This window comes from Faecalibacillus intestinalis, assembly GCF_003024685.1.
Classification (GTDB): Bacteria; Bacillota_I; Bacilli_A; order Erysipelotrichales; family Coprobacillaceae; genus Faecalibacillus; species Faecalibacillus intestinalis.
Map to the genome: position 1 here is coordinate 124,144 of NZ_PYLQ01000005.1, position 15,544 is coordinate 139,687.

At 29.0% G+C, this 15,544-nt stretch carries 18 protein-coding genes; 1 reads left to right on the forward strand and 17 read right to left on the reverse strand.

All coding sequences use genetic code 11. From position 1 onward, the window contains the following. Positions 1-13 precede the first annotated feature (13 nt). From C7U54_RS05620 to C7U54_RS05635, 4 genes are all read right to left on the reverse strand, one after another. Positions 14-487, reverse strand: a complete 474-nt coding sequence (locus C7U54_RS05620; protein ID WP_107029590.1) for a PTS sugar transporter subunit IIA — start codon at positions 485-487, stop codon at positions 14-16. Positions 488-691: 204 nt separating this feature from the next. Beyond that, positions 692-1,282 carry a hypothetical protein gene (locus C7U54_RS05625; RefSeq protein ID WP_107029591.1) on the reverse strand — a complete coding sequence of 197 codons (591 nt, stop codon included), beginning with the start codon at positions 1,280-1,282 and terminating at the stop codon, positions 692-694. 11 nt (positions 1,283-1,293) lie between these two features. Beyond that, positions 1,294-1,848 (reverse strand): chromate transporter, encoded by a 555-nt coding sequence (locus C7U54_RS05630; RefSeq protein ID WP_022001651.1) that lies wholly within the window; start codon positions 1,846-1,848, stop codon positions 1,294-1,296. Then, positions 1,845-2,405: a chromate transporter gene (locus tag C7U54_RS05635; RefSeq protein WP_107029592.1), complete on the reverse strand. Its 561-nt coding sequence runs from the start codon at positions 2,403-2,405 to the stop codon at positions 1,845-1,847. Before C7U54_RS05635 ends, C7U54_RS05630 begins: the two co-directional genes overlap by 4 nt. Before the next feature lie 96 nt (positions 2,406-2,501). Here C7U54_RS05635 and C7U54_RS05640 point away from each other — a divergent pair, with 96 nt between their 5' ends. Next, the gene (locus C7U54_RS05640; protein WP_022001219.1) at positions 2,502-3,353 is read left to right on the forward strand and encodes a LysR family transcriptional regulator; all 852 of its coding nucleotides are present in this window, start codon (positions 2,502-2,504) and stop codon (positions 3,351-3,353) included. 25 nt (positions 3,354-3,378) lie between these two features. Here the strand turns inward: C7U54_RS05640 and rsmH are convergent, their stop codons facing one another. From rsmH to C7U54_RS05705, 13 genes are all read right to left on the reverse strand, one after another. After that, positions 3,379-4,425, reverse strand: a complete 1,047-nt coding sequence (gene rsmH / locus C7U54_RS05645; RefSeq protein ID WP_022001218.1) for a 16S rRNA (cytosine(1402)-N(4))-methyltransferase RsmH — start codon at positions 4,423-4,425, stop codon at positions 3,379-3,381. Positions 4,426-4,556: 131 nt separating this feature from the next. Then, positions 4,557-5,432, reverse strand: coding sequence for a YitT family protein (locus C7U54_RS05650; protein ID WP_022001217.1), 876 nt, complete (start codon positions 5,430-5,432; stop codon positions 4,557-4,559). After that, positions 5,429-6,169, reverse strand: a complete 741-nt coding sequence (locus C7U54_RS05655) for a copper homeostasis protein CutC (protein WP_107029593.1) — start codon at positions 6,167-6,169, stop codon at positions 5,429-5,431. The genes C7U54_RS05650 and C7U54_RS05655 overlap by 4 nt, the downstream gene beginning before the upstream one ends. Before the next feature lie 8 nt (positions 6,170-6,177). Continuing rightward, positions 6,178-7,284 (reverse strand): Sapep family Mn(2+)-dependent dipeptidase, encoded by a 1,107-nt coding sequence (locus C7U54_RS05660; protein WP_022001215.1) that lies wholly within the window; start codon positions 7,282-7,284, stop codon positions 6,178-6,180. Position 7,285: 1 nt separating this feature from the next. Then, the gene (locus C7U54_RS05665) at positions 7,286-8,242 is read right to left on the reverse strand and encodes a N(4)-(beta-N-acetylglucosaminyl)-L-asparaginase (protein ID WP_022001214.1); all 957 of its coding nucleotides are present in this window, start codon (positions 8,240-8,242) and stop codon (positions 7,286-7,288) included. A 38-nt stretch (positions 8,243-8,280) separates the two neighbouring features. Next, positions 8,281-8,802, reverse strand: a complete 522-nt coding sequence (locus tag C7U54_RS05670) for a GrdB-related putative oxidoreductase (RefSeq protein ID WP_048924392.1) — start codon at positions 8,800-8,802, stop codon at positions 8,281-8,283. 13 nt (positions 8,803-8,815) lie between these two features. Next, positions 8,816-10,168, reverse strand: coding sequence for a PTS sugar transporter subunit IIC (locus tag C7U54_RS05675; RefSeq protein ID WP_022001212.1), 1,353 nt, complete (start codon positions 10,166-10,168; stop codon positions 8,816-8,818). 16 nt (positions 10,169-10,184) lie between these two features. Beyond that, a complete protein-coding gene (locus tag C7U54_RS05680; protein ID WP_022001211.1) occupies positions 10,185-10,508 on the reverse strand; it encodes a PTS sugar transporter subunit IIB in 324 nt (107 codons plus the stop codon). Between the two features lie 15 nt (positions 10,509-10,523). Then, positions 10,524-10,844, reverse strand: a complete 321-nt coding sequence (locus C7U54_RS05685) for a PTS lactose/cellobiose transporter subunit IIA (RefSeq protein ID WP_107029594.1) — start codon at positions 10,842-10,844, stop codon at positions 10,524-10,526. An 86-nt stretch (positions 10,845-10,930) separates the two neighbouring features. Next, positions 10,931-11,479 (reverse strand): RDD family protein, encoded by a 549-nt coding sequence (locus tag C7U54_RS05690; protein WP_206603593.1) that lies wholly within the window; start codon positions 11,477-11,479, stop codon positions 10,931-10,933. Positions 11,480-11,491: 12 nt separating this feature from the next. Then, a complete protein-coding gene (locus C7U54_RS05695) occupies positions 11,492-13,387 on the reverse strand; it encodes a BglG family transcription antiterminator (RefSeq protein ID WP_107029596.1) in 1,896 nt (631 codons plus the stop codon). Between the two features lie 103 nt (positions 13,388-13,490). Further along, entirely contained in the window at positions 13,491-14,171 is a 681-nt protein-coding gene (locus C7U54_RS05700; RefSeq protein WP_107029597.1) for a response regulator, read from the reverse strand. Beyond that, complete coding sequence (locus tag C7U54_RS05705; RefSeq protein WP_107029598.1) at positions 14,171-15,535, reverse strand: sensor histidine kinase; 1,365 nt, start codon at positions 15,533-15,535, stop codon at positions 14,171-14,173. The genes C7U54_RS05700 and C7U54_RS05705 overlap by 1 nt, the downstream gene beginning before the upstream one ends. Positions 15,536-15,544: the final 9 nt, after the last annotated feature.

Below are 15,544 nucleotides of genomic sequence, written 5' to 3' on the forward strand. Positions count from 1 at the left end.
ATTACCTCTTTTATTAATTCTTTGTACATTCCATTATTACTGAGTCAGTCGTCACATCTGTTATATTACTTTTGAAAACTTTATATTCTGAATTAGTAACAACTATTGGTGTTGTTAAATCTATATTCCTTTCTTTCATAAATTGTCTATTTATTTTTAAAACTGGTGTTCCATGTTTTACCCTATCGCCTTCTTTTATTAAAAGTTCAAATCCCTTTCCTTCAAGTGATACAGTATCTAATCCTATATGCATTAAAATTTCTGCTTTATTATTTGCTTCAAATCCAATAGCATGTTTAGTCGAAGCAACCAATTTAACTTTCCCATCTAATGGCGCAAACAAAATATCTCCTTCAAATATTAATCCTACTCCTTCACCCATCATTTTCTTTGAAAAAACAGGATCTGGAACTTTTGATAAGTCTACAACTTTTCCATTTGCCGGTGCATATATTACACATTTTTTCTTTTTTAATACGTTAATCATATTCTTTCTCCTTATTATATAAATAAAAAACTCTTCAAAGGCAACATAATAAAGTATAAAAATACTTTTATTAGGTCAAGCCTCCAAAGAGTTACATTCCTAAATCACAAAGAAATACTAACATTCTATGATGTTTTTGTCAATATTTTGTTAAAATTTATATTAACTTTATATTTATATTATTCTCATTTTTTATTCAATATTTTAAATCATCACTAAATCTAATAAATGAATCCCATTTCCCTTTCCAAGTAAAATACCTTTTAAACAACGATTACATGTACATATTACTTGAATACCTTGAAACTGTTGTACATAATCATACATATATTTTTCTTGTATCTCTTTAGAATAATGAGATAAATGGTTATCTTTCAATTCTTTATTTTCATAGTGGAGCGTTCCACAATAGATAGAATTTTCTTTATTCTTTTCAATTTCAAGTACCTCAATATTCATTTTTTTTAAAAGACTTCTTACTGCTTGATGTATTTCTGGATGATTTCTATCTCTCCAACAATCTTGTAAATACATCTTTTGACCATGATAATCAGGAAATTTAAAATCATCTAATTGATCTAAATATTGCCATAAAGACATTGTATTAACTTGATTTTCTATTTGACCTCTACACGCTTGACAAACATAAATACCAATATCTTCTTCATTAAATTTTCTTTGATCAATTTTACAACATTTTGCAATATCCATCTTTTCTTTTAAATATTCTCTTACTTTTTTTGCTGTTTGTGGACTTGAAATAGCAAAATTACAACTTGGATAATAAATATACATTCTCTTTCCTCCTATATCATTTGAATAACAACCTCACTGATTCCTGCAAGAACCATAACTAAAATTGGATTCATTTTATATTTTCTAAGTAATATTAAACAAAGGATAAAAACAATAATTGCATGGTATCTTATATAAGAAATACCAATTAATGAATCTTTAAAAAATGAAGAAATCAAAATACTGATTCCACTAATCGCAATCATCGAAACAACCGCTGGTCTTAAATAAGAAAGAATTGTTTTCATTACTTTCATATCTTTATATTTTACATAAAAATAAGCAAGTAATGAAACAAGGATACATGAAGGTAAAATACAACCAAAAGTAGCAATAAGAGCACCAGGTAAATGAGCTACATATTGTCCAACAAATGTTGAAGAATTGACCGCAATGGGTCCTGGTGTCATTTGGGAAATCGTAATAAGATCCGTAAATGTATTCTGACTGATCCAATGATAGGTGGAGATTACTTGTTGACTAATAAGAGGTAATGCAGCATAACCACCCCCAAAGCTAAAGAGTCCTATTTGGAAAAATGCCCAAAATAATTGTAAATAAATCATGCTCTTTCCCTCCTTATAAATAGCTCAACAAATGCAAGTAAAATACATCCTAAAATAATGTACATAATGTTCACATTTAAAAAGTAATTTAAAACAAAAGCTCCTATCATAATTAAAATATTTCTTTCTTTATGTTCATCCATGACACTTAAGGCCATATCATAAACCACACTTACGATAATCGCTCCAATTCCAGCGCGCATCCCAAGAAGAATTGCACTGATGATTTTATTGGTAATAAATATTTTATAAAAATAAGCAATCACACTAATAATAACGATTGGTGGAATGATTGTGCCAATCACACAAACAATAATCCCTAAAATTCCTGCCATTTTATATCCTAAAACAATCGCTCCATTAACAGCTATTGCTCCTGGAGCACTTTGTGCAATCGCTACTAAATCCAACATTTCTTTTTCATCAATATAATGAAGTTGATCCACAAATCTTTCTTTTAATAAAGAAACAATCACATAACCTCCACCAAAAGTAAATGCTGATAAATAAAGTGTAGAGGTAAACAATTCCATTAATAATTTTCTTTTTTCCTTCATTTCTATCACCTATTTCATCTTAATACACATTGATTCATCTGTAAAATATTATATAATAATATTATACATAGGTATTTACCTATATAAGGAGGCATTATGACATTTAGACATCTAGAAATCTTTATGAGTGTTTATCAAAATCAAAGTATTACTAAAGCATCCAAAGAATTACACATTAGCCAACCTTCTGTTTCATTAGCTATTAAAGAATTAGAAGAAAAATATCAAACACCCTTATTTGATCGTATGAACCGTCAAATTTATCCTACAAAAAAAGCTCATCTTTTATATAATCATTCATTACAGATTCTTTCATCTCTTGAAAATATGGAAAATGAAATGTATGAAGATCATGTAGAAAATATTTCTTTTGGTTGTAGTGTCACTATGGCACAAGTTTTTTTACCTCAATTATTAAAAAAATTAAAAATGATTTACCCAACTATTCATTTTCATATTATCGTTAATAATCTTGAATATATAGAAAATTTACTTTTAAAAAATGAACTTGATTTTGCTTTAATTGAAACAACACCGCTTCATCAATTAAAAAAAATAGCCTTCTATCAAGATGAACTTGTTATTATTGTTCATCCAAAACATCCTTTATTAAAAGTAAAAGATTTAAAAGAACTAGAACATTATGATTATTATTCACGTGAAAAAGGAAGTTCTATTTATGAACTTGTTCATAGTTATTTTATAAGTCATGATTTAGATATTGTGCCAACTATTGAATGTACAAATCCTCATGCTTTAATTGAACTCGTTAAACAAAATGATGGCTTTTCGATACTTCCTTATTCTTTAGTTAAAGAATCAAAAGAAATAACTTATTTAAAAAATAATGATTTTCAAATACAAAGAACGTATCATATTGTCATGCACAAAGACAAAAAACTCCTTCCTCTCTATCAAGAAATATTTGAGCTTATTAAAAAGGAATAATGACCAAAAATCATTATTCCTTTTATTATTTAGCTTTAATTGCCCAACGCATTTTTGTTGATTTAGCTCTTGAATTTCGATGACATTCTTCTTTAGTAGGTCGTATTACATTTCGACATACATCTTCATAAACACCACTATTTTTCATTTCTTTAAAAGTCTTTTTAACAATACGATCTTCACCTGAATGGAAAGTTAAAATAGCTACTCTTCCTCCTGGTTTTAAAATATGAGGTAGTTTTTCAACAAATTCATATAAAACTTCAAATTCTTGATTGACTTCTATTCTTAAAGCTTGAAAAACTCGAGCTGCTGTTTTATTAACAATATCTTTTCTATTTTTATCTTCAATAAAATTTAATGTCTTATCAATGATTTTATAAAGTTGACGTGTTGTTTCTACTTCCATTCCTGAACGAATAAAAGAATATATGTTTTTAGCTAAAATATCAGCATAAGGTTCATCAGAGTTTTCTAATAAAATATTTTCTAAATCTTCTCTAGATAACTCTTTTAATATCTGAGAAGCGGGTCTTCCAGCTTTAGGATTTAATCTTAAATCTAAAGGTCCATCTTTTTTATAAGAAAAACCTCTTTCTGGATTATCAATTTGCATTGATGATACACCTAAATCAGCCAATACAAAATCAAACTTTCCATATTTTTCACTTACTTCATCGATATTTCTAAAATTCGTTAAGACCGATGTAAAAATATTTTCATCAAATCCTTTATTTCTTAATCTTTGTGTTGTTTTTTCAATTTCAATTGAATCAATATCTAATCCATAAACGTGACCTTGACCTTCTAATTTTTCTAACATTTTAGAAGTATGTCCACCATAACCTAATGTACAATCTAAACCAACTTGTCCTGGTTGAATATCTAAAAACTCTAATATTTCATCTACCATAATAGAAATATGCATTCCTGCAGGTGTACTTCCTTTAGAAATTACTTTTTCAATCGTTTCAGGATACATTTCTGGATCTAATTCTTTATATTTTTCTTCAAAATTTCTAGGATGTGTCCCTTTATATCTTTTTCTTCTTTTATGTATTTGTTCACTCATAATTATTCCTCATCTCTTTACTCTTTATAATATAACGAATAATCTTTTAAGAAACAATAGAAAGATAACAGACTTATTATTAGCAGTAGTAAAAATATTTTTTCTATTTTGGATATATAAAAAATAAGTTTTTATTCTATTGGTTGTTGATAAAAACCGCCATAAAAATTTTCAGTTTTTATAACATTAACTATTAAATCAGGATCCACATCTTTCATTAAGTCTATAATATCTTGGACTTCATAACTTGAAACCACTGTATGTAATAAATTCATTGGCTGTTTTGAATATCCTCCAATAGCCTCAACACAAGAAATACCATGACGATAATATTGGATATAGGCCTCTACAATTTCTTTTGATTTTTTTGTTGTTATTTGTAATGTTACACGTTCATAACGATGGTAAAAAGAATCGATTGTTTTTGTTGAAATAAATTGAAATAAAATAGAATATCCTGCATGGATCCAACCAAACATTGATCCAAATATCATAAGAATTAAAGTATTAAAAACAAAAACATATTCCCATATAGATTTACCCTTTTTATTAGAAATATAGAGAGCAATAAAATCTGTCCCTCCAGTGGAAGCATTTCCTCTAAGTACAAGAACTGCCATTAATCCATAGGAAACTCCCCCAAAAGTAATATTTAATAAAATATCATTAAATAAAGGTTGAAATTGACACACTTTTAAAAACAAACTCGCTAAAAATACTTGTAGTAATGAAAAAAGTGTAAATCTAGGGCTAATATTTTTATAGCATAAAATAGCAACCGGTACATTTAAAACAATCATGCCTAATGATGTTGAAAACGAAAAGCCAAAATAAGTAGAAGTAATTTTCTCAATAAGAATAGCTACCCCTGTAAATCCACTTGATAATAAATTTGCAGGTTGAATAAAGACTTGAATGACATACGCTTGACTTAACGCAGAAATCAAAACACAAAGAAACGTTACCAATGTTCTTGCTTTTTTATTTTTATTTAGTTTTTTTATCATATACTTTTCACAATTTTTTCAACTAATTCCTTAGAGACAACATCATAATCATTTTCATGAGGAACAGGGGCATAAGCATAAGAGACCTCATGTCTGTGTGTTGTTGCATCATTGATCCAGTCTTTACAAGAACTATGAACTTGATAAATTCCTGTATACTTCATCATTTCTTTGGCGTTACTTGCATTCATGCCACTTCCTGCAAGAATTTCAATTTGACTTCCATATTTTTCTTGTAAATTTTTAATTAGATCTTTTCCATCCATTGCTTTAGGTTTTAACCCACTTGTAAGAATACGATCCACTCCTAATTCAATTAATAATTCTATCGAAGTATAGGGATCTTCAACACAATCAAATGCACGATGAAAAACAACTTCTCCTTGATAACTTTTTATGATTTCTATCATTTCTTTTGTTTGTTTAATACAAATAGAACCATCTTTATTTAAACAACCAAAAGCTATTCCATCGGCTCCATTTTCTAATAAAGACTTTGCATCTTCTTTCATCACTTCAAATTCAATCTCGTTATAACAAAATCCTGCTCCTCTTGGTCTTACCATCGTAATTACTTTTAAGTTTGTATTCTTTTTTGTAAGTTTTAAAGTTGCTAGAGATGGTGTTAAACCGCCTAAATGTAAAGCATTATTAAGTTCAATGCGTTTTGCTCCACCATGATAAGCATTTAAAGCATCTTCATAACTTCCACAACATATTTCGATTATTCTTTCCATACTCTCTCCTATAACATTCCTAAATAATAAATTCCTAATGCATATATTTTTGCATTTGTATTCAAATCCTCAATTTTCATCCATTCATTTGGTTGATGTCCAATACCTTTTTGACCCGGAAAACTTGGACCAAAAGGAACAATATGAGGCATTAATTTAGCGTAAGTTCCTCCTGTAGTGGTAACAGGTGTTCCATCTAAATGCGTTATTTTTTCATAAGCCTTAGACAACAAAGAAACCATTGGGCAATCTTTTTCAAATTTTACAGGAAAATAATGTTGAACACATGTTACTTCCATGTTTTTTGCTTTTTCTCTAATTGTTTCAACAATTGTTTCTAGCGTCATATTTGCAGGATAAGAAAATGTGACCGAAAAAACAAGTTTACTTTTTTCATGTTTCAATACAAAATTACGCATTTCATTTATACCAAATTCTTCATCTTTAAAATCTAAACCGAGTTTTTCTGCATTCGTATTAGCATTTAAAAAATAGTTATTAATAAACAAAAAAAATTCATCAACTTGTTTTTCTTTAGCACTTATTTCAATAACAGCTCTTCCTCTTTCTGCATAAACCACAGGATACTTACAGTCCGGTGTCCACCCCATGACTGGCGGCTTTTCATGTTTTAAATAATACTCTAAATCTTTAAATCCAGTTTCTTCATCACAGCCAAAAATAATTCTTACAGGCTTATGAAGTTTAATATTTAGTTCTTTAATCGCATATAATGCATACAAGCATGTCATAATTGGACCCTTATTATCTAATATTCCTCGTGAATAAATATATCCATCTTCTTCATACGCACTAAATGGGGGATGTTTCCAACCTAAACCTGTAGGTACAACATCTAAATGTCCAATAATGCCAATATAATCTTCACCTTTACCATATTGTGCATATCCTATATAATGATCTAAATTTTTTGTTTCAAACCCCAAAGATTGAGCAATTTCTAAAACCTTGTCAAGTGTTAAAGCAATATCTTTACCAAAAGGTGCCCCTTGTTGAAAAGTTCCTTCAACACTTGGCATTTTTACAATCGTTTTAATATCCTCAATCATTCTTAAAGAAAGCATATCTATTTTTTTTATAATTTCTTCTTCCATACTATTTTTCCTCTAAAGGTGCCATCCTTGTTTTCATATAATGATCAAGCCATTCTTGACTTGCAACTTCATGAATACATTTTCCATCTTTATTTTTTGTAAGATAAACAATTGGTTCTTGATTTTCCGTTGCCACCGCAAATGAAAATCCTTCAATATTAGTTGCAACTCCCCATTCTCCTTTATTATTCATTGCAATTAACGATAGATCCCCTGCATGACCTCTTCTTTCTTTTAAACGATGATCAAGTTGATTAACTGCTTTTTCGCAAGCTGCTTGGGGGTGCATACCTTCTGCCATTAAGCGAACGATTTCATAAGAAATACATCCTTTCATTAGATCTTCTCCCAATCCAGTTGCTGAAGCTCCACCTACACTTGAATCAACATAAAATCCTGAACCCGCTATTGGTGAATCTCCAACACGTCCTTTTTTCTTCATAAATAAACCACTTGTTGAAGTTGCTGATGTCATTTTCCCTTGTTGGTCAAGACATACCATACCAACTGTATCATGTCCTGCATAAGGTTTTATTTCTTGTTCACGGACTTCTTTCACTCTATTTCTATAATGAATTTTAGCGCGGTCTGTAAGCATATTTTTACGTTCAAAGCCTTCTTTATGAGCAAATTTTTCAGCCCCTTCTCCAACTAAAATATTATTTACTTTTTCTTTAGATAAGCGTCTAGCAATTGATACCGGATTTGCAAAATCTTTAATAGCCGCAACTGCTCCAATACTTAATGTATTTCCATCCATATAAGCTGCATCTAACTCTACTTCCATTTCTTCATTAGGAAGTCCTCCATAACCAACTGATTTATAATAAGGAAAATCTTCAACTGCTTTTATTGCTGTTTCTATTGCATCTCCTGCATCTCCTTTTTCTTGTAAAATATGGCTTGCTTCACTAATTCCTTCAACAGCCATACGCCATGTTGCTATTATTCCCCACATTTTCTTTCCTCCTAGTAGAAAGGATGCTAAACAGCATCCTAAAAACAAAATTTTTCTTTAATTTCTTCAATTTCTTTTTCTTGGTAAAGAGCCTTTGCAAGAACACACATTCCCTCTAAAGACTCATTTAAACCTATACCACCCTTTTTAGGTGTTTTAATAATACATAATTTATCTTTATATTCGTTAATCGTTTCTTGATTATCATCTGACATGGCCGCAATTGCTTTAGAAGATGTATTTTGATTAATATCGTAAGCAATTCTTGCTGCCATTTTTCCATAATTCAAATAATTAAAACAAGGACCACACATTACAACATCAGGTTTTAATTTATTCACCATTGCGCATAATTTTCGACTTACTTCGTCAGGATTTTTTAGATACGTCCCGTCTCCACAATAAAGACATGCCACGACTTTTCCATCTACTTTCTTTAAAAATGGTTCCATCATAACTGCCGGACCAACAGCTTCCTTTTTTGCTCCTAAAGGAATATCATGATCGTCTTTAATACCAGCGCCTGATTGAATTTGGTCATAAATCATGATTATTTTCATAAATTTTCATCTCCTACAAATCATCAAATGAAAGATCATCTAATGAAATATCATCCTCTTCTTCTTCATCATTTTGCATATTATTTTCTTCTTCAAGATATTGTTTATCCATTATTTTAATAAATGGCATATAGATAAAAATTCCTAAAATTAATAACAACACTTGTAAAAGAGCTCCTGCCCAATTTGTTGCAAGGAAACCAGAAATAACAATTGGTGTTGTCCAAGGAATATTAATTCCAGAACAAATTGGTACTAAATTCATAGCCATTGCAAAATATGAAATAACAATATTCACTGTTGGAACTAATACAAAAGGTATTAATAATGTTGGATTCAATACAATTGGTAATCCAAAAACAATTGGTTCATTAATTCCAAAAATACCAGGAACAAAAGAGAGTTTACCTAAATTTGTAATACGTTTTGATTTACAGAATAAAAGCATCGCAATAACTAATGATAAAGTAGATCCTGCTCCACCAAAAGTAGCAAATAAATCTTGGAATTGTTGGCAAATAATATGATGTTCACCAGCAATATTTCCTGCTGATAATGTTTGTAAAATTGGATTGAATACGGCACCAACAACCGAACCACCATTTACTCCAAAGAACCAAAATAAATGTAAGAAAATATAAGCAACAACCATTGCTCCTAATGTATCTCCTAAATTTAATAATGGTGTTTGTAAAAATTCAAAAATAATTTGGAATACATTTGTACCTAAAAAACCAAATAATAAGTTAATTGTAAAGAATACGATCATTACCATCGCCGCTGGAATTAATGCAGCAAATGATTCTTCAACTGTAGGTGGAACACCTGCTGGCATTTTAATTGTCCAACCTTTACGTTCCACATATGTATAAATATGGACTGATAAAAAAGCACACATAATTCCGACAAAAATACCCTTTGATCCTACCCAACCTAAAGGAATACCACTTAAACTTACATCAACTGCTTTACCTGCCACATCAACACTACCGCTAACTGAATATGGCATAATTAAAAACCATGAAACAACGGCAACGGCTGCACCAAATATCTTATTTGTATTCATTTTTCCAGCAAAGGAATACGCTATACCAATTACAGCAAAGATTGCCATAATATCAAAAGTAGCCCCTGCTGGTTTTGAAATAAAAGATGCTAATGTCTGTCCTGTTGAAGAATTAACCACAGTTGTTTCTAAAAAATTAATCCAACCTTGAATTGGAAAGTTCGCTATCAATAAGAAGATAGAACCTCCAATTAATAATGGAGTTGAAACAAGAAAACCATCACGAATTGACATGAGGTACTTATTTCTCCCAATCGCCTCCGCTAGAGGCATTAGTATTTTTTCAAGTTTTTTCATCATAAGACTTGTCCTCTTTCTATTTTTTATTTGATTTAATCAGTTTAATTGCTGATTTTAACACTTTTTCACCATTCATCATACCGTAATCCGCTTGATCAATGACCGCAATAGGAATACCTGTATTTCCAAATTGTTCAACTGTTTCTTCATACATATATTTCACTTGTGGACCTAGTAAAATACAATCAGGGGTATCTTTTTCTATAATTTCTTCAAGTTTATTGTGTGAAAAAGCTGCCACTTTAATAGGCAAATTGTGTGCATTAGCGACACTTTGCATATTACTCGCTAACATACTTGTTGACATTCCTGCACTACAAAATAAATAAATTTTTTTCATTCTCCTTCTCCCTTCTTATTTTTCTAACGAATAAAGACGTTGGTTCAATTTTATAATTTCAAGAGCCATCATTTTAATTGTTTCAGCAGACATAAGTTGATCTTCTGCATGCATCAATAAAATATTTGGTACAACTTTTTCACCATTTGCTTCTTTTTGTATCAAACCTGCATGTGCTTCATGCCCTTTTACAAATTCCTGATCTCCCTCTTTTATTTTTGCTTTAGCTAAATCAAAATCACCTTTTTCAGCAATTTTCATTGCTTCAATATAAGATGATTTTGCTACACCTACCGCAGAAATAATTTGAAAACTAACTAACTCTAAATTGTCCATTTTTGTTCCTCCAATATCTTTACATCTATTATTATAAATATTTCTTTATCTTTAGGCTGATAGAGACGTTTCCTAGCAATAGGAAATCAAACACTTACAACCTTTGTATTTCCTATATAGTCATGTATTGCACGATGTTCCTTGGTAAAAATAATCATCAACGTACTTATTCCTCCCACAACAAACCCAACATACATCATCATTGAAACAATATTTACGTGTATGCATAAAGAAACAAGTTGATGCCACAATGCACTTGCACTCACAAAAATACCTTCAATTACAATCATTCCTAAACCTTGTCTTAAAACCAATGATTTTAACGATACTTCTTGATTATTATTTTGAATAATTTTAACTTTACATATTCGTTTTCCTACAGTCTGTCCTTTATAAATAAAGAAAGGAATATAAATGTAGTAAAACAAGGCAAAAATTACTCCTATAATCCCCGCAATAAATCCATAAGGTTGTTGAATTTTTAATAAATTTTGTTTTAACATTGTTCCATACAATTTTTGTGAAACCACAGCAATTGGAAAAGCAGCACAAAGTGCTCCTAAATACCAATCAATAAAATAACTAAGCACTCTTCTTGTTAAAGGTGCATTTATATATATATTTCTTTTTGTCATCTTCATTAGCTCCTAAGCGATAATTTCTTTCATAAATTCTTCATAATTATTTACTTCTAATAATTGTTCAAATTTCTTTGAATTAGCGACAATACTTGATAACCAATCAAAAAATATTTTTAATAAATGATTATCTGTTTCTCTAATTCCCAATAAAATAATAAATTTCACATCAAATTCTCCCCATTTCACACTTCTATCTAAAATCAATACAGAAATACATGATTTTTTGGTAGATACTTCTATAGAATGTGGAACAGCAAAACCATACATAAATGAGGTTGCTGAGACTGCTTCTCTTTTAAAAACATCTTCTTTGTATGCTTTTGTAGCTAAATCATTATCTATCAATTCATCACATAAATAATTTAAAATTTCTGTTGTATCATGAAATGTTTGATGTACATGAAATAAATTTTCTTTAATAAGTTTTTTTAACATCTTCACCACATCATTGTGATAAAGCTTATTATCTAATTCATTAAGAAGCTGAAATACTTTACTTTCATCTTCGTTATTTACAAATAAAGTTATTTGAAGAGTTGGTATGTCAAGTTGATGTTTTAAGGGAACTGTTGTTAAAATGAAATCTGGTTGACATTGTTCAACCTGCAATTCTTCAAAAAAATGAAATATCTCAAGAATTTCCATTCTCTCCCCAAATCTATTTTTTAATTTTTCTACACAAGGTATAGATAACATTTGATTGTGAGGAATGATGACTATTCCCCGATGACGATACATACTTTGGCTTCTTTCATAAGCTGCTCCCAAATGCAAAGCAAGAAATGCCAGCTCGTTTTCGTTAATAGTGTATCCTGTGCATTCAGTAATAACCTCACCAGAATGTACTGCCATTTCAAAAACCAAAGGGTATTTTCTTTTAATTTCCTTTAAATAAAGGTTTGTAACTTTAACATTGTTCACTTGTCTTTCCAATAAAGACTGTAAATGTGTAATTAATCCAAGTTTTAAATCATAATCATTTGAAAGATCTATACCAAAATATTCCTTTATTTTATCTATAATTGTATAAAAAATATATTTCAAATTTTCACTTTCTTTTCTATTTCTATTATAGAATTTTCCACTTTTCCCCAATAAAAGATACGAAAATAAAACCACTTCATCTTCAATAACGGGTATATGTATCACTTGCGAAACTTTTGAGAAAAAATCTTTCGCCACCTTATATTCTAAACTATCCTTCAGTTTTTCATTATAAGTTTTATCTTCAATATAGTTATGATTAATAATTCTTTCTATTGAAACACCTGCATGTATCATAATCATAGGAAAACTCACATCTCTAATATAGTAATCATTCATTTCACAAACTTCTTCTAATATATCTTTAACTTCTAATAAATCAAAATTTTCCCATAAATCAGCAATAGAATTTAAATTCATAAAATTCCCTTTAGTTTCTTCTGTCAGCAAATCTTTGTAAAGTTTTCTTTTATCTGCTTCATCTCCTACTAGATAAATTGTATTTTTATTACGAACAATTTTTAAACTTGAATAACTACTAATCATTCTTCTAATTTTCTTTAAATCATTATCTATCGAATATCCACTAATAAAAACTCGATCTTGCAATTGAATTAAGTTAATTTCACTTTCTTTAAACAATAATTCCTGTATTAACCAAACACATCTTTCATGTGATGTTTGTGGAATAATTTCCTTGGGTTCAATATCTTGTTTTGATAAAAGTGTTTGATCAATATGATAACCTTTCCTTTTATCAGCACTAATTAACAAACAATCGTAAAATTGATTAATATGCTCTATATCATTACGTATTGTACGATCTGTAACATTTAGAATATGCGCCATCTCTTTTCCAGTAATCCATTTTTTATCATTCAATAGATCAATTACATGCATTTGTCGATCATTTAACATATCTTTTTTCCTCCATTTATTATCATTATAACAGTAATTTTTTTTACACAACATTAATTATGTTTCCTAATTGTTAGGAAATAAAAAAACAAGGTTTCCCTTGTTAATCTTTAAAAGTATATCCTACACCTACTTCTGTGACAATAAAACGAGGATGATTCGTATCTTTTTCTATTTTTCGACGAAGAGTAGCCATAAATACTCTTAATGCATTTTGATTAGAATGATCTTGATAACCCCAGATTTCTTTTTGAATGTAATTATGTGTTAATACTTTACCACGATGTTCAATTAAAAGCTTTAAAAGATTAAATTCAATCGGTGTTAAATGAATTTCTTCTTGATCTATTAATACCTTTCTAGAAATAAAATCAACCTCTAAATAATCCTTTTGATATTTCTTTATTTCTTCATCTTCTTTTTTAGATAATCTTTTAGCTACTCTAATTCTAGCTAAAAGCTCTCCCATATAAAATGGTTTTACAACATAATCATTTGCTCCTAAATCAAGTGCTTTGATTTTTTCTTGTTCTTCTAATCGTGCAGAAACAACAATAATAGGTTTTGAAGAAATTTTCCTAATTTCTTGAATTACTTCAAGACCATCAATATCTGGTAAACCTAAATCTAAAATAACGATATCAGGTTGATGACTATAAAAAAGACTTAATGCTTCATGACCCTTTGTTGTCATTAATATACGATATCCTTCTTGTTCAAAAGACATTTGCAGAAAATGAGAAATATATGGATCATCTTCTACAATCATAATTAAATCATTCATTATACATTCAACTCCTTATCACTAGGAATAGTAAAAATAAAACATGCTCCATCTGTTTCATCCTTAGCCCAAATTTTTCCACCATGAGCTTGAATAATTGCTTTACAAATAGCTAATCCTAAACCAATTCCTTTTTGACTATCATTAGAAACATTGGTATCTGTTACAAATTCTTCAAAAATATGATCTAAAATATTTTTAGAAATTCCAGATCCTGTATCTTTAATCATAAATTGTACTTCATCTTCTAATTTCTTTACATGAATCGTAATTTGATCTTTTTCTTTTGTATACTTGATTGCATTATTTAAAATATTAATAAATACTTGAACCATTAATTTACCATCTACATTAATAAATAATAAATCTTGAGGTACATCTACAACCACATTTCTTTTTTCTAATTCAGGTAAATGTTGTATTGCTTCATAAATCAAATCATCTACAACTTCTAAATTTTTATGTAAGACTAAATTTCCACTTTCTATTTTAGACATGTTTAAAATATTTTCAACGATTTGAGTAAGCCAATGTGCTTGATCATGTATGTCTTTTGCAAGTGAATAAATATCCTCATTTGTAAGATGATCTTGATTCATCATGAGTTGACTTGCTCCAACGATTCCTGTAAGTGGTGTTCTTAAATCATGTGAGATACTTCTTAACATACTGTTAAGCATATGTTCTCTTTCCATCGCTACCTTTATTTTTTCTTGTTCTAAATAAGTAAGTTCTCTTTCTAAAGCATTTCCTAATTGGTTAGCAGCTGCTTTAATGATAATCATTTGATCTTCATTGAGTCCTTGATGACTTAATATTTCAATACTTCCTAAAACTCGATTCATTCCTATAATAGGAATTACATTTTTACTTTCTTCTTTTATTTCCAAGGAAATATTTGTTTTTATTTGAATACTTTCTTCAATATATTGATTTCCTTTTAATAAAATATATTCGATCCCTGAAACGTTCAATAATCTTTCTGATAAGCTATATAATTGTTTAGAAATACCTTCATTCTTTTTAGAAATAAGAATTTGTTTTTGAAAACGATCCGTTAAACTACAAGCAATAACAGAAGTCATCAAAAAGAAAAGAATAAGCATAAAATCATTAGGATCACTAATATGAAAATCGTAGTTAGGGTCAATATATAAAAAGTTAAAACATAATACACTAACAATAGATGCTAATAAACCATAAAAATATCCTTTAGTAAATGTAGAAATTAATAAAACTCCTACAATAAATACCATTAAAATATTTTCTTTCCTAATTCCCATTGAATTTAAAGTAAGTGAACAAAATAATTCAATCGAAATAATAATACCAAAATAAACTAAATACCTTAATTTTTCTTTCATCAAATCACC